The 14,864-nt window shown below is 63.5% G+C and carries 15 protein-coding genes; 7 read left to right on the forward strand and 8 right to left on the reverse strand.

What is annotated here, in order from left to right:
* Nucleotides 1-17: 17 nt before the first annotated feature.
* The 7 genes from ABIE28_RS17420 (at nt 18) to uxuA (ending at nt 7,167) form a co-directional block, all read left to right on the forward strand.
* On the forward strand, nt 18-869 hold the full coding sequence (locus tag ABIE28_RS17420; RefSeq protein WP_354065119.1) for an ABC transporter ATP-binding protein: 852 nt from the start codon (nt 18-20) through the stop codon (nt 867-869).
* Nucleotides 866-1,885 (forward strand): FecCD family ABC transporter permease, encoded by a 1,020-nt coding sequence (locus tag ABIE28_RS17425; protein WP_354065121.1) that lies wholly within the window; start codon nt 866-868, stop codon nt 1,883-1,885. The genes ABIE28_RS17420 and ABIE28_RS17425 overlap by 4 nt, the downstream gene beginning before the upstream one ends.
* Nucleotides 1,885-2,952, forward strand: coding sequence for a FecCD family ABC transporter permease (locus tag ABIE28_RS17430; RefSeq protein ID WP_354065123.1), 1,068 nt, complete (start codon nt 1,885-1,887; stop codon nt 2,950-2,952). Before ABIE28_RS17425 ends, ABIE28_RS17430 begins: the two co-directional genes overlap by 1 nt.
* Nucleotides 2,953-2,974: 22 nt before the next feature.
* Nucleotides 2,975-3,955, forward strand: a complete 981-nt coding sequence (locus ABIE28_RS17435) for an ABC transporter substrate-binding protein (protein ID WP_354065125.1) — start codon at nt 2,975-2,977, stop codon at nt 3,953-3,955.
* 27 nt (nt 3,956-3,982) lie between these two features.
* On the forward strand, nt 3,983-4,939 hold the full coding sequence (locus ABIE28_RS17440) for an ABC transporter substrate-binding protein (RefSeq protein ID WP_354065127.1): 957 nt from the start codon (nt 3,983-3,985) through the stop codon (nt 4,937-4,939).
* Between the two features lie 6 nt (nt 4,940-4,945).
* Nucleotides 4,946-5,842 carry a sucrase ferredoxin gene (locus tag ABIE28_RS17445; protein ID WP_354065129.1) on the forward strand — a complete coding sequence of 299 codons (897 nt, stop codon included), beginning with the start codon at nt 4,946-4,948 and terminating at the stop codon, nt 5,840-5,842.
* A 140-nt stretch (nt 5,843-5,982) separates the two neighbouring features.
* Nucleotides 5,983-7,167, forward strand: a complete 1,185-nt coding sequence (uxuA, locus tag ABIE28_RS17450; protein WP_354065131.1) for a mannonate dehydratase — start codon at nt 5,983-5,985, stop codon at nt 7,165-7,167.
* On the opposite strand, the gene ABIE28_RS17455 is transcribed toward uxuA, so the two are convergent.
* The 8 genes from ABIE28_RS17455 to ABIE28_RS17490 form a co-directional block, all read right to left on the reverse strand.
* Nucleotides 7,164-7,934 (reverse strand): SDR family NAD(P)-dependent oxidoreductase, encoded by a 771-nt coding sequence (locus ABIE28_RS17455; RefSeq protein ID WP_354065133.1) that lies wholly within the window; start codon nt 7,932-7,934, stop codon nt 7,164-7,166. The two genes, uxuA and ABIE28_RS17455, sit on opposite strands and share 4 nt — an antisense overlap.
* The gene (locus ABIE28_RS17460) at nt 7,927-9,633 is read right to left on the reverse strand and encodes a GMC family oxidoreductase (protein WP_354065135.1); all 1,707 of its coding nucleotides are present in this window, start codon (nt 9,631-9,633) and stop codon (nt 7,927-7,929) included. The genes ABIE28_RS17455 and ABIE28_RS17460 overlap by 8 nt, the downstream gene beginning before the upstream one ends.
* Nucleotides 9,634-9,636: 3 nt before the next feature.
* Nucleotides 9,637-10,365: an SDR family oxidoreductase gene (locus ABIE28_RS17465; RefSeq protein ID WP_354065136.1), complete on the reverse strand. Its 729-nt coding sequence runs from the start codon at nt 10,363-10,365 to the stop codon at nt 9,637-9,639.
* Nucleotides 10,366-10,476: 111 nt separating this feature from the next.
* The gene (locus ABIE28_RS17470; RefSeq protein WP_354065137.1) at nt 10,477-11,373 is read right to left on the reverse strand and encodes an ROK family protein; all 897 of its coding nucleotides are present in this window, start codon (nt 11,371-11,373) and stop codon (nt 10,477-10,479) included.
* Between the two features lie 5 nt (nt 11,374-11,378).
* Nucleotides 11,379-12,068, reverse strand: coding sequence for a ribulose-phosphate 3-epimerase (locus ABIE28_RS17475; protein ID WP_354065139.1), 690 nt, complete (start codon nt 12,066-12,068; stop codon nt 11,379-11,381).
* A 3-nt stretch (nt 12,069-12,071) separates the two neighbouring features.
* Complete coding sequence (locus ABIE28_RS17480) at nt 12,072-12,884, reverse strand: alpha/beta fold hydrolase (RefSeq protein WP_354065141.1); 813 nt, start codon at nt 12,882-12,884, stop codon at nt 12,072-12,074.
* Nucleotides 12,881-13,702, reverse strand: coding sequence for a sugar phosphate isomerase/epimerase family protein (locus ABIE28_RS17485; RefSeq protein ID WP_354065142.1), 822 nt, complete (start codon nt 13,700-13,702; stop codon nt 12,881-12,883). Before ABIE28_RS17485 ends, ABIE28_RS17480 begins: the two co-directional genes overlap by 4 nt.
* The gene (locus ABIE28_RS17490) at nt 13,702-14,778 is read right to left on the reverse strand and encodes a Gfo/Idh/MocA family protein (RefSeq protein WP_354065143.1); all 1,077 of its coding nucleotides are present in this window, start codon (nt 14,776-14,778) and stop codon (nt 13,702-13,704) included. Before ABIE28_RS17490 ends, ABIE28_RS17485 begins: the two co-directional genes overlap by 1 nt.
* Nucleotides 14,779-14,864: the final 86 nt, after the last annotated feature.

The raw sequence follows: 14,864 nt of genomic DNA on the forward strand, positions 1-14,864 counted from the left end.
CGTGAGCGGAGTGGCGTATGCAGCGGCAGAATCAGGGCAGTGGGGGAAGTGAGCGCCTCGCTGCGATAGAGCTGAGCGCTGGCTACGAAGACGCGGTCATTATCGAAGGGCTGGAGCTTGCGGTGCCCAATGGGGCGCTGACCATTCTTGTCGGTGCCAATGGCTGTGGCAAATCCACCCTGCTCAAGACGCTGGCACGCATCCTTAAACCGGTGCACGGCCATGTGTTGCTCGATGGCAAGGACATTCACCGCTCGGCCAGCCGCGAGGTGGCGCGCAAGCTCGGGCTTTTGCCGCAGGGGCCGGTGGCGCCCGAAGGGCTGACCGTGCGCGAACTGGTGTCTCAGGGGCGGTTTCCGCATCAGTCACTGATGCAGCAATGGACTTCGGGCGACGAAGCGGCGGTGAACGCTGCGATGGTCACGGCGCAAGTCGCCGCCTTTGCCGACCGGCCGGTCGATTCCCTGTCGGGCGGACAGCGGCAGCGCTGCTGGATCGCCATGGCGCTGGCGCAGGAAACCGATCTGATCCTGCTCGACGAACCCACCACATTCCTCGACCTTAAGGTGCAGGTCGATGTGATGAACCTGCTGGCAGATCTGGCGCACAAGACGGGCCGTACACTGGTCGTCGTGCTGCATGAGCTGAGCCTTGCGGCGGCCTATGCCGATAATCTCGTGATGATGAAATCGGGCCGCATCGTCTGCTCGGGCGCACCACAGGATGTGTTCACCGCGGCCAATATCAAGACGGTTTTTGACCTCGACGCCAATGTGTTGCGCGATCCGGCATCGGGGCGGCTGTTCTGCATGCCGACGCGGGGCGAGCCGGCCAAGGCTGCTGTCGTTCCGGCGCTTGCCACCACATGAACATGATCGCGCCCCCTGCTGTCACGGTGCGCACCGGGCGCTGGCTCGGCCTGCCGCTGGCGATGGGTATAGTTGCTGCAACGCTGTGCCTTCACATCGCATTGGGCGCCAAATTTGTGCCGCTCGATGTGGTGTTTGAGGCGCTGACGCATCGAGATCCAGCCAATTTCAACCACACCATCGTCTGGGATTTGCGGCTGCCGCGCGCTCTGGTCGCGATCATTGTCGGCGCATCGCTGTCGGTGGCGGGGGCCTTGATGCAGGGCGTGACGCGCAATCCGCTGGCCGAACCCGGCATTTTGGGGCTGATGGCGGGCGCATCGTTTGCTGTGGTGTTTGGCATCGGCATGCTGGGGCTGGCCGGAAACACCGCCATTCCGATGATGGCGGCGGGCGGATCGTTGGGTGCAGCGTGTCTGGTGTATCTGATTTCGCGCTGGGTGCCGGGCGGGGCAACGCCGCTGACACTGACCCTTGCGGGTGCGGTGGTCACGGCGTTTCTGGGCGCACTGACCTCGGTAGCGTTCCTGCTGCGGGAAAATGCTTTTGACTCCTATCGCGTGTGGCTCTCCGGCTCGTTGGCCGGTCGTGACCTCTCCATGCTGATGACGGCGGGGCCGGTGCTGATCGTGGCGCTGGTGGTGGCCTTTGCTTTGGCCCGCCAGATCACGGCGCTGGCGATGGGCGAAGAGGTGGCACTGGCGCTTGGCGTGCGCACCGGCTGGCTCAAGGCGCAATTGCTGGTCTGCGTTGTGGCATTGACGGCCGGCTCGGTTGCTTTGGCGGGACCACTGGGCTTTGTCGGCCTCGTCATTCCCCATGCCGTGCGGCTATTTACCGGGTCGGACTATCGCTGGATCGTGCCGTATTCGGCCGTGGTCGGGGCGGGCTACCTGCTGGCGGTCGACGTGGCTGCGCGGATGATGTTCCGCCCGGCCGAGATTTCGACCGGCATCGTCACCGCGCTGATCGGCGCGCCCATCTTTGTTTATCTGATCCGCAAACGGTCGCGCTGATGAGTACAACTGTCGCTTCCCGCTGGTATGTTGTGCGGCTGTTTTCCGAGCGCATTGCGCTACGCCTGCCGGTGGCCGCGCTATTATGGCTGGCGGCGACGCTGGCACTGCTGGTCGGGATCATCGCTTTCAGCCTGACCGTTGGCAGCCAGCCGACAAGCCTTGATGAAGTGTGGCGCACGCTGAGCGGGGAAACCGTCAGCCGCACCATCGACAATGTGGTCTGGGAGTTCCGTTTTCCGCGCGCGCTGGCGGCGGCGCTGGTGGGCGCAATGTTTGCGCTGTCGGGTGCGGCGCTGCAGAACGTGACGCGCAATGGCCTCGCCGATCCGTCGCTGGTCGGCGTGTCGCAGGGCGCGGGACTGGCCGTGGTAGCGCTGACCGTGTTGTGGCCAGACGCTGTCGGCGGCCTGCGGCCGTGGGTGGCGTTTGCCGGGTCGCTGGCTGTGGCGGTGCTGATCCAGAGCCTGACCTGGACGGCGCGCGGCGCCAGTTCGGTGCGGTTCATCCTGATGGGCGTCGGCGTTGCGGCGATGATTTCGGCCTGCACTTCGGTGCTGATGACCTATGGCCAGATCGAGCGCGTGCTGTCGGTTCTGACCTGGCTCAGTGGTTCGATCAACGCTGCCAATTGGGCTGACGTGCAGATGCTGGCTGTGTGGTCGGCGGTGCTGCTGCCGGCGCTGCTGTTGCTGTCGCGTTCGACGGCGGCGATGCGCATGGGCGATGCAACGGCCACCGCGCTCGGGGCGCCGGTGCGCTGGGTGCGTTATGGGCTGATCACCACCGCAGTCGGATTTGCCGCGATTGGCACGGCGGTCGTCGGGCCGCTGGGCTTTGTCGGTCTGATCGCGCCACACGCTGCGCGGCGTCTCGCACCATCGGGCGTAGGGCTGCATCTGCTGCTGACGGCAACGCTTGGTGCGGTGCTGGTGAGCTTGGCCGACCTTGTCGGGCGCACCCTGATGGCGCCGATTCAGATCCCCGCCGGCCTTGTGACCGACCTCATCGGCGTGCCGATTTTCCTCATTCTGCTGCGCCGTGCTGCGCGCCGCACCGCTCTCTGATCAACTCCAAGGACCCTGATCGATGAAACTGCTTATCGCCGCTGCCGCCATTCTCGGCGGCCTGCTTGCCGGCCCGGTGCTGGCGCAGGAAACACGCCCGTTCGAGGCCGGCAATGGCACGATCGGGGTGCCGGTCAAACCGCTGCGCATCGTGTCGCTGCATGATCTCAGCATCACGCTGCCGCTGGTGGAATTTGGCGCCACCGATCTCGTCGTGGGTAGCCATGGTCGGCTCGAAGAGGACAAGGTGCCCTATATTCGCGGCGCCAAGGAGCTCTATGAAACCAGCTTTGAAAACACCGACATCGTGTTTCTCGGCGTGTTCAACCAGATCGATCTCGAGCTGATCGCAGGCCTTGAGCCGGACCTGATCATCGGGCGCTTTGGTAACGACAATGACGTGCTGCCAAACCTTGAAAAGATCGCGCCGACCGTGCTGCTCGATCAGGACAAGCTGGGCTTTTTCGGCAGCATGCAGGCTGTGGCGGACCTCGGTGGCGTGCTGCCCGAATATGATCGGCAGTTTGCCCGCTATCAGGCCCAGATTGCCGAATTCAAGCGACTGGTGCCGAACCCGGCTGACATCTCCATCGCCATCCTGCAGCCATGGCCGGAAGACGGCTATATCGCCGCCAACAAGGAATATTATGCGCTGTCGCAGGTGCTCGACGATGTCGGTTTTTCAAAGCCCGACCTGATCGCTGAGATCAGTGACTCCTCGCTCGATATGAGCCCGGAATTCCTGCCCGAGGTCGACGCCGATTTCATCTTCTCGACCTATGAAGGGCTTTATCCCGACCAGCGCAGCCCCGATGAAATCCGTGCCGCGTTCGAGAAGGTCGTGCCCGGCTATTGCACCGTGCTGCAGGCCTGCCGGAACAACCAGATGGTCTTTATTCCACGCACGCCAATCTACTCGTCGTCGTTCCGCTCGCTGACCACCGCCTACCAGCAGGTGCTGACCCATGTTGCGGGCCGCGCCTTCGTTCCACTGGCCAAGTGATTGCGCCGTCTTTTCAGGACCCAAACCATGAACAAGCTGACTGCCCTTTTGTTCGCAGCCCTTCTGGCCATTACGCCCGCCAGCGCGCAGGAAACCCATGCCATCACCGACTATACCGGTCGGGTGGTGGAGGTTCCGACCAAACCGCTGCGCATCGTTTCGCTGCATGATCTCAGCATCACCATTCCGTTGATCGAACTGGGTGTGTTCCCCGTCGGCAGCCATGGCCGCACGACGACCGAAGGCACGCCGTTCATCCGCTCCAGCGCGGTTCTGACGGGCGTTGATTTTGCCAATTCCGACATCACGTTCGTGGGCAATAACCCGGCCGACGTCGAGGCCATTGCGGCGCTGCAGCCAGACCTGGTCCTGACCACCGAATGGCAGGGCACGCCGGTCGATCAGCTGGAAAAGATCGCGCCAACGCTGTTGATCGACAGCGAGGCGGATATGTTTGCGACCTATGATCTGCTGGCTGGCATTACCGGCACAGAGGATCGGCTGGCCTATCTCAAAGCCCGCTATGAGGGCCAGATTGCCCAGATCAAGCGGCTGATCGACACGCAGAGCATCACCACCTCGGTAATCCAGGGCGTCGAAGGCTCGGTCTATGTGCTGCACACTTATGGGACGCTGGGCCGTGTGTTGCGCGATGCGGGCTTCAAGTTCCCGGCCATCATCGATGCCATCCCCGTGGGTGGTGATCTCGATGTACCGGCAGAGCAGCTGCCCGAACTCGACGCCGATTTCATCTTTGCGACCTACCGCACGGATACGCTGGAAACCCCAGCGGATTCCGAAGCGCAGCTCAACAAGGTGGTGCCCAATTTCTGCCAGTACCTGACGGCCTGCCAGAACAATCAGCTGATCACCATTCCGCGCGAAGAGGCATCGTCCAATTCATTCTACGCGCTGGGGGCGATTGCCTACATGGTCATTTCGCAGATTTCGGGCCGCGACTTCGTGCCCTTCCAGTCGCAGTAAATTTTCATGAGCAAGCACGTCTTTTGCCGGACCCTGACACTGGAGCGGGGCGAGCCACATGAAGGAACGGGGGAGATTAGCCCCCGCTTCCTGATGCTGGCCTGGCCCAAGGGCAAATGGCGGGCGCCGCGGTTTGAATCCGTGGATATGAGCCCGGCGCTCGGCGAAGCCGTGCGCGCGGCAATGCAGTCGGAATTGACCGACAATATGGTTGAACTGGTCGAGGGCAGTCCCGGCCAGGTCTTGCCGACGCTGTTCGGCTATCCCGAGGGGCGTTTTATCGCCCAGGCGAACGAAGCTCAAACTATCGCGCTGATCGACGCGTGGACGGCCGGCGAGCCCCTGCCCGGCGTGGTGGATGACCGCATTACCATCCTCTGCTGTACCGATGCCAAGCGGGATGCCTGCTGCGCGCGGTTTGGTTTTGCGACCTTCAAGGCGCTGGTGGCGGCCGCCGATCCGGCGCGGTTCAATATCCTGCAATGCACGCATCTTGGCGGATGCCGCTTTGCGGCGTCGTTGATCGTGCTACCGCAGGGCCAGCGCTATGGGCGGCTGGCGCCGGACGAAGTGCCCGCGTTTCTGACGGCGCTTGAAAACAGCGAAATCTACCTGCCCGCCTCGCGCGGGAATCCGAAGCTCGATGAGCCGGCGCAGGCGGCGGAACTGGCCGTGATGCGCTGGGGCGCGGCGCGGGGTGCAAGCCAGGCTTCGGTGCACATCGATGCGCGCAACGAGATTGACGAAGACCATATGGTGTTCAGCGGCACCGCTGGCGAACATCGCGTTTCGGTGCGCGTGGCAACGCAGATTTTTGCCATCGATGGCGCCTGTGACAGTATCGGCGCCGAGCCACCGGACATGGAGAAACGCTGGTTGGCCGGACAGGTGGAAGTCATCTGAGCGGGGTTCCGGCTCGACCACCCACATAACGCAATAATTCGCTCTGAAATCGGCGCAATCGCTGCAGATTCGGCGTGTCAGCCATTGGCGGGCGCACCTGTTCCAGCTAACATGTTAGTGGATTTCTGGAGGAGAATTGCATGCTGCAGAGTTGGCGTTGGTTTGGGCCGAACGACCCGGTGTCGCTCGACCATGTGCGGCAGGCGGGGGCGTCGGGGATCGTGACGGCGCTGCACCAGATTTATGACGGGCGCGCCTGGACGCCAGCCGATATTGCCGAGCGCAAGGCAATGGTGGAAGCGGCAGGTTTGGTGTGGTCGGTGTGCGAATCCATTCCGGTGCACACGTCCATCAAGCTGCGCAGCGGGCCATATCGGCAGTTCATCGATAACTGGAAAACCAGCCTCGCCAATCTGGGCAAGGCCGGCATTCCAGTGGTGTGCTATAATTTCATGCCGGTGGTGGACTGGACCCGCACCGATCTGCGCTATCCAATGCCGACGACAGGCCTGGCGCTGCGGTTCGATATGGTGGAATTCGTTGCCTATGACGCGCTGGTGCTGAAACGCGTGGGCGCGGAGGGCGACTATATGCCCGAGCTTTTGGCGGCCGCCAAAGCCAAGCTCGCGACGATGAGCGAGACAGCTATCGCAACGCTTGAGACCAATATCATTGCCGGGCTGCCGGGTGGCGAAGACAGCTATGACCGTGAGGGCATTCGCCAGCGCATCGCCCAGTTTGACGATGTCAGCGCCGATGACATGCGCGCCAATCTGGTTGAGTTTTTGCGCGAAGTGGTGCCGGTGGCCGAGGAAGAGGGCGTGCGGCTGGGCATTCACCCCGATGATCCGCCATTCTCGCTATTTGGCCTGCCCCGCGTGGTGTCGACGGCGGATGATATGCGCACGGTGCTGGGAGCGGTCGATACGCCGGTCAATGGGCTGTCATTTTGCGCCGGGTCGCTCGGATCGCGGGCGGATAATGACGTGGTCGGCATGGCGCGCGAATTCGCCTCGCGCATCAACTTCGTGCATTTGCGCAATGTGAGCGTCGAACCGGACCGTTCCTTCAACGAAGCGGAGCATCTGGGCGGCGATGTCAACATGGTCGACATGATCGCCATTTTGCGGGCCGAGGAAAACCGGCGTGTCGCGAGCGGCCGTGCCGACGCGGTGATCCCGATGCGGCCCGACCATGGACATCTGCTGGCCGACGACATGACCAAGAAGGTCAATCCGGGCTATTCGCTGATTGGGCGGCTCAAGGGGCTGGCCGAATTGCGCGGCATTATCAGCGCCGTGGACCAGTTGCAGCCCGCCAGTTAGCGGACTGCAATGCCAGCGGTGAGACCACCATCGATGCGGTGGTCCGCCCCGGTGATGAACCGGGCCTGGTCGGACGCGAGGAACGCGATGAGGTCGGCGACTTCCTCGGGCTCGCCAATACGGCCCAAGGGATGGGCGGCACCAAAGCGGGCGAAGGCGGCGTTGACATCGACATCGTCGCCATCGCTGTGGCGGGCGGCGCGTTCGAGAATGGGCGTGCGGACAGAGCCGGGGCTGATCGAATTGACGCGGATCTGGTCGGCGGCAAAATCGAGCGCCATGGCGCGGGTCATTGCATGGATCGCGCCCTTGGAGGCGACATAGGCCGCCACATTGGTCTGGCAGGCGTGGCCCTGAACGCTCGACACATTGAGAATGACGCCACCGCCGCGCTGGCGCAGATGCGGCACGCCGAAATGAGCGGTCAGATGGATGGACCCAACATTGACGGCAAGGCACTGCGCGAAGGTTTGCGGCGTCGTGGTGACGCAATCGCCATAGGGGTGGATGGCGGCCGAATTGACGATGATATCGAGGCCGCCAAAGCGGGCGACGGTTTCGGCAATTGCGGCCTCGACCTGCTCGGGGACGGCGACATCGGTGAGGCGCGTCAGCACGGACGAACCGCTGGCCAGTGCGGCATTGCCTTCGGGATCGATGCCCAGGGCCATGACCTGCGCGCCTTCGGCGGCGAGCTTGAGCGCCACGGCGCGGCCGATGCCGGTGGTGCCGGTGACGAGGGCGACTTTGCCAGTGAAACTAGCCATTGGATGATCCTTTGTTGGTGCGGGCGCGATGGTCGGCGCGGATCAGGTCCGCGCCCTTTTCGGCCAGACAATAGGTTGCGGCGACCGTGTTGGCTGACACAATCGTCGGCATGATGGAGGCATCGATGACGCGGAGGCCGTCGACACCGTGCACACGGAGGCTTGCCGGATCGACGACGGCGTCAGGCCCCGTGCCCATGGCGCAGGTGCCGACCGGGTGAAACAGCGTGCCGACACTGCGGCGGATGAAGGCGTCGAGAGCGCCATCGCTTTGCTCGTCGGGGCCGGGATCGACCTCGCGCTGCAGATGCGGCACGAAGGGGGCCTGCGCGATGATATTGCGGGCGATGCGAATGCCGTTGCGCAGGGCATCCATCGTGCTGTCGCCGCGCAGGAAGTTGTAGAGGATGGACGGCTTTTCGGCCGGGTTGGCGCTGTTAAGGCGCAGGCGCCCGATGCTGCCGGGGCGCAGCTGGCAGACATGCATCAGAAAGCCATGGCCGGTGAAGCCGCCCGCGTTTTGCGTATTGCCGACTGCAGTGCAGAAGAAGAGCTGAATGTCTGGCCGCTCGACGCCCGGAACGGTGGACAGGAACGCGCCGCCCTCGCCGGTGGTCGAGGCGAAGAGGCCGCGCTTGCGGAACAGCCAATCGAGCACGTGCAGGACGTTGCGCGGCAAAGCGCGCCAGGAAATGCCATAAGGCGCGGTGGTCTTGGCCTTGTATTCGAGCGTGACGTCGAGATGGTCCTGAAGGTTTTCGCCGACGCCGGGGAGGTGCTGGACGACCTCGATGCCGTGGCGGTTGAGTTCGTTGCGGTCGCCAATGCCGGCGAGCAGCAGCAGGTGTGGTGAGACAAAAGAGCCGGCTGACAGGATCACCTCATTGGCCGAGATGATGCCCTGCCCGGCCTGACCTTGCCACGCAACGCCAGTGGCGCGATTACCGTCCATGACGACGCGCGTGACGGTGCGCTCGCTCAACACATGCAGGTTGGGGCGGTGGCGCACGGGGTCGAGATAGGCACCTTCGGCGGTGACGCGCTGGCCGTTGCGCTGGGTAAAGGTATAGAGTCCGGCGCCTTGCTGGGTGGCGCCATTGAAATCCGGGTTGAGCGGAATGCCGGCGACGGCGGCGGCATCGAGATAGACCTGCGCCATAGGATTGACGCTGCGCAGCGGCGCGATATTGAGCGGGCCATCGGTGCCGTGAAACGCCGGGTCGATCTGAGCGGCCAGCGGCTTGCCGTTGAACGCGGTCTTTTTGGGCTCGGCCAGCGCCTCGAAGCGTTCGAGCTTGCGGAAATAGGGCAGCAGATCGTCATAGCCCCAACCTTTATTGCCGAGGTCGCGCCAATGGTCGAAATCCTCGCGCTGGCCACGCATGAAAATCTGGCCGTTGACATTGGTGCTGCCGCCGGTGCCCTTGCCGCGCGGCAGATCGATCTGGCGGCCCTGCAGACCCGGCTCCGGTTCGGTCTTGAACCAGGACATGAATTTGGGGCCGCCGAGAAAGGCCAGCGCGGGGGCCATGAAGGTGACCATGGCGAGCGGAATGCGCACGATGGCCTTGCGCGCATTGTGGTCGGGACCAGCCTCAATCAGGGCAACCCGAATGTCGGGGTCTTCAGACAGCCGATTGGCCAGCACGCAACCCGCAGCACCGGCGCCAACGATGACATAGTCGTAGGTGTCGGGCACCGGTCAGATATCCTGATTTTGTGGCAGGATCACCAGATCGCGGATGGTGACATTGGGCGGTCGGGTCAGCATGAACAGCACCGCATCGGCCACGTCCTGCGATTGCAGGCCTTCGCGGGCGGCGACCTTTTCGGCGATGGCTGTGGGATTGTCATAGCCCCAAAGCTCGTTGAGCACGACGCCGGGTGCCACCGCGCCAACGCGGACATTATGCGGCGCGACCTGACGGCGCAGGCCATGCACAAAGGCCTGGATGGCGTGTTTGGACGCCGAATAAATCGGCTCCCATTGAATGGCCTGATGGCCGGAAATGGAACTGGTGACGACGATATCGCCGCTGCGTTGCGCCACCATGGATGGCAGCACGGCGCGGACCAGACGGAAGACGCTGTTGACGTTGACCTGCAGCAGTTCATCCCAGGCGTCGGCATCGCCTTCGACCACATCGCCCGGAATGTAGAGCCCGGCATTGGCGAGGAGAATATCGACGCGACCGAAATGGGCGAGCGTGTCGGCAGCGACGGCGTTGACGGAGGCGGGATCGGTGAGGTCGGCAGGGAGGACCAGCGCATTATTGCCGATCTGGTCAGCGATTTCCTGCAGGCGTTCCCTGGAGCGACCGACCAGAGCAACCTGGGCGCCTTGGGCGGCCATCGTCAGCGCCAGCGCGCGACCAATGCCGGAACTGGCGCCGGTGACCAACGCGACTTTGCCCGCAAGATTCTGCGTCATGATTTTCCTCCTGCCGGCACGTCTTTCGCGCTTCTTGGCAGTATCAGGCTAGGGTATGAAGCTTCTATTCGTCAATAAATAAGTTTCCTCGCGTAAACTTTTGTAGCGAGGCTAAAACACCATGGCCGCCGCGCCGATGAGCCCAGCATTTTCGCCCAGTCCGGCAACCACAATCGGCACCTTGCGGAAGGCGGTCATGGCGTTGCGCTGGATACGCGCGTCAATGCCGGGTTGAAGCAGATCAAAGCCATTGGAAATGCCGCCGCCGATGACGACACAATCGGGGCTGTAGAGATGGAGCAGGTTGGCGATGCCGATGCCGAGCCAGTCGGCTTCCTCGGCAACCAGTTTGAGGGCGGCAGCGTCTCCGGTGCGGGCGGCGGCGAAGATGGACTTTGGATTGCCGCCAACGCTTTGCGCGATGCGCTGGCCGAAGGCTGTGCCGGAGGCATAGGCCTCCCAGCAGCCGCGATTGCCGCAGGGGCAGGCTGTGCCGTCGGGGACGATGGTCATGTGGCCGACATGGCCGGCCATGCCCATGCGACCATGCAGCGGTTTGCCATCGAGCACGACGCCACCGCCAATGCCGGTGCTGACGGTGATATAGGCGAGGTGCTGCAAGCCGCGCCCGGCGCCGAATTTCCACTCGCCAATGGCGGCGGCGATGCCGTCATTTTCGAGCCGCACCGGCAGTCCGAGTGCAGCCTCGATCATGCGGGCGATGGGAATGTCGTTCCAGCCGGCGAGGGTCGGGATGCCCATTGCGCGACCGGTATCGGTATCGAGCGGTCCGGGACAAGCGACGCCAACGCCGGCGAGCGCGGTGCGTTCGGCTTTCGGGGCGATCTGGTCGACGAGATCAAAGACCTGCGCGATGACGGCTTCGGGGCCGGCCTGCGCCAGGGTGGTGGTTTCGCAGCGCGCCAGAATGGTGCCTGATGCGTCGATCAGCGCGGCACGCAGGCGGCTGCCGCCGATATCGATGCCGATGGCGCGCGTGGTGTTCATGGGTTTTACAACGCGTGTAGCCAGGCCATGCGGGCCGGCAGATCGGGCGCACCAAAAGCCAGCGAACCCATGACGACGGTTTCAGCGCCTGCCGCACGCAGCAGGGGCACGGTGGTGTCGCGGATGCCGCCATCGGCAGCGAGCACGATGGAGCGACCGCTTTTGGCGATCAGCGCTTGGGCTTCGCCCAGTCGGGTGGTCGCCGTGGGATCGAGCCCCTGCCCTTTGACGCCGATGGCCGTGCCCAGAAGGGTGAGGAATTCGATGCGGTCAAGGTAGGGCGCCAGTTGCGCGACCGGGGTTTCGATACGCGCGACCATGCCAGCGGCAATCCCGCGTTCTGCGAGCAGCTTGAGAGCGGCGTCGGCGACCTTGGCGTTTTCGACGTGGATGCTGATGAGGTCCGAACCGGCATCGGCGAACTGGCTGATCTGTTCGAGCAGCACCGTATCGGCAACCATCAGATGCACATGGATTGGCTTGTCGGTGGCGCTGCGAATGCGGGCGACGAGATCAGGGAAGAACAGCAGCGCTGGCGCGAAATGACCATCGGCGACGTCGATATGAAGGATATCGGCATGGGGCTCAATGCGGGCGAGATCATCGGCGAGGCGGATGAGGTCGGCGGACCACATCGAATATTCGGCAAGCAGACGATGGCGCGGCAGGTCGGCAATCCAGGTGGGGCTGGGCATGGATCAGATGTCCTCAAAGAAGGCGCCGAGCGCCGCGTGAAGGTCCGCGACGTAGCGGGGTTTGTCGATGGATTTGGGCGTCGCCTCAACCAGCTTTGCGGTCGGGATGGCGTCCGCAAGTTGCTGCGCCAGAGGCCAGGGATGGATGACGTCCTGCCGCGTGCCGATGACGAGCGTCGGCAGGGTAAGGGCCGCCAAATCGGCCTCGGTGATGCCGGGGCCATCGGTGGAAATGGATTGCAGAAGCGCGGCCGTCGTCTCGGCCGGAGCGCGGCTGAAAAAACCTAGCAGAGACGCGAGATTGTCGGGCGCGTTCACGGCGAGGCGGCGATAGGTCTGCGTGGTGATGAACGCGTCCTGCGCTTCGCCCGGAGGCAGGCTTGCCAGCAGGGCGCCGACCTCGGCATTGGGCGCCATATTGGGCGGCGCTGCTTTGGCGAGCCAGGCGGGGCGGACGAGGGCGAGCGCGCGGACCAGTTCGGGGCGGTGCGCGGCGAGGCGCGTTGAAATGGCGGCGCCCATAGAAATGCCGCCAAGTATAACAGGCGCCAGTTGCAACTGGGCGATCAGCGTTGCGAGGTCATCGGCGAAGGTGGCGATGGAGAGATCGGTCAGCGGGCCGGCTTCGGACGCGCCGTGGCCGCGGCATTCGAGCGTGATGAGGCGGAAGCGCGGATCCTTCGGAAAGGCTTCGATAGTCTGGCGGACATCGCCGCAAAGGCCGTGCTGGAAAACGACCGGAATGCCCTCGCCGCCCGTGTCGTACCAGGCAAGTGCCGTGTCGCCGCGCAGAAAGGTGTTGCGCTTTGGGGTCATTGCAGCATCCGCGAAAGGAAGGCGGCAACGGCGGGGGCTTCGTCAGCCGTGAGGCCATGGGTAATCATATCGCCATCAAAGCCGACGGCGCGCAGCCGGCCGAAATAATGGCGATAGTCGAGGACACCGGTTCCGGCAGTGACGAATTCGCCATCGGCCGTGCGGTCCTTGGCGTGGCCCATGATGATGCGGTCGCCCAGCACGTCGATGGCGTGGGAAATGATGTCGCGCTGCTCGGGCAATGGCGCATGCTCGAACAGATTTGCCGGATCGAGCACGATAGCGAGTGACGGGCTGCCTATCGCGTCGAGCAGGCTGCGGGCGCGGGCGGCCGAGTCAACAACGTTGGAGAGTTCGGGCTCAATGCCGAGTTTGATATTGTAGCGCTCCGCAATCGTCGCGGCTTTTGCCATTTCGGTGAGTAGATCGGCCCAAGCTTCTGGCGTGGTGTTATCGGGGTGATGGCGCCACTGATCGTCAGGGTCCCGTGTGCCGGTGCAAAGGGTGATGAGGCTGGTGCCGATGCCCGCGCTCGCAGCGGCGAGCATTTCGAGGCGGCGGAGGCCAGCTTCGCGGACAGCATTATCGGGATGGATCATGTTGTAGGTGCCAGAGACCGCAGCGATGGCGAGGTTCTGGCTCGTTGCGGCGTCGGCGATGCTGTGCACGACTGCATCGCTGATAGCGTCTGGCATGGAGGGCAGGCCCGAACAGGCCATATTGTATTGCACCGAGGCAAAGCCGGCCGCTTTGGCTTGGGCCAAAACCACCGTGGGGTCAGTGCCGAGGAAAGTCTTGGCGAAAATGCCGAGCCGCATCAGAGGGCTCCCGAAACATCGGCGAGCCGGACGGGCTGGCCGGATTTGACCGAATGGGCGATGGCGACCATGGCGCGAACCGAGGCGATGCCGTCTTCGACATCGGCGCCGGCCTGGGGCGCGCCGGTCAGAATGGTATCGGCAAAGCCTTCAAGCTGGCGGCGATAGAAATGGCCATCGGCACCGAGGACGCGGGAGCTGGCGCCGGTCGCTTCGTCGAAAATATCGACCTCGCTGCTTTTGTAATACCAGGGATTATAGGTCTTGCCGAGAATGGAGCCATTGGCCCCGTAGATCTGAAAACCTTCGTGCCAATCCATGCGGACGGCGACCGTCAGGTCGAGATGGCCAAGCGAGCCATTGGCAAATTCCACATCGACAAACCAGCAGCGCATGCCGCCGCGATTGGACAGACGCGCATCGACGGCGACGATTTCACCGGCGAAATAGCGGGCCGTGTCGACCAGGTGGCTGCCATGGGCCAGCATGTAGTAGCGGTCGAGATCGGCCTTGGGATTTTCGCTGGGTTTTTTGGCGGCGGCGCTGGCGATGATCAGCGGCTGCACCGCATCGGTCATGGGGTAGCGATGGGTGCTGTCGCAATACCAGGCTTTGAGCGCGACCATGTCGCCCATGCCGCCATCGATGAAAGCCTTGGCGGCCTGCAGGCCCGGATCGAAGCGCTTCATATGGCCGACCTGCACGCGCTTGCCACTTTTGGCGGTGGCGGCGCGCAGGCTTTCGGCTTCCTCGACACTCGTCGCGAGCGGCTTTTCGCAGAGGACATGCTTGCCGGCTTCTAGCGCGCGAATGGCGGCGGGGACGTGGAAGGCATCGGAAGTGGCGATGATGACGGCTTCTAGGTCTGGATCGGCCAGCATCACGTCGTAGTCGCTAAAGCTTTTTTGCGGCGCGTGGGTGGCGGCCATACGCTCACGCAAATCGTCGGCGACGTCGCAAATGGCGTAGAGATCGGCATTGGCGGCTTTGGTGCAGCTTTCAAAATGGGCAGCCTGTGCGATAGCCCCGCAACCGAGCACGCCGACCCGCAGACGCCGATCCTGTTTTTTGGGCATATCGCCCCTCCTGCCCAAGCTCGAACTCGCCAAGGCAGGCGGTTTCGATTAATTTGTTAACTTTGCAAACATAATAGCTAGCGCTG

The organism is Devosia sp. 2618 (genome assembly GCF_040546815.1).
In the GTDB taxonomy this organism is placed as follows: domain Bacteria; phylum Pseudomonadota; class Alphaproteobacteria; order Rhizobiales; family Devosiaceae; genus Devosia.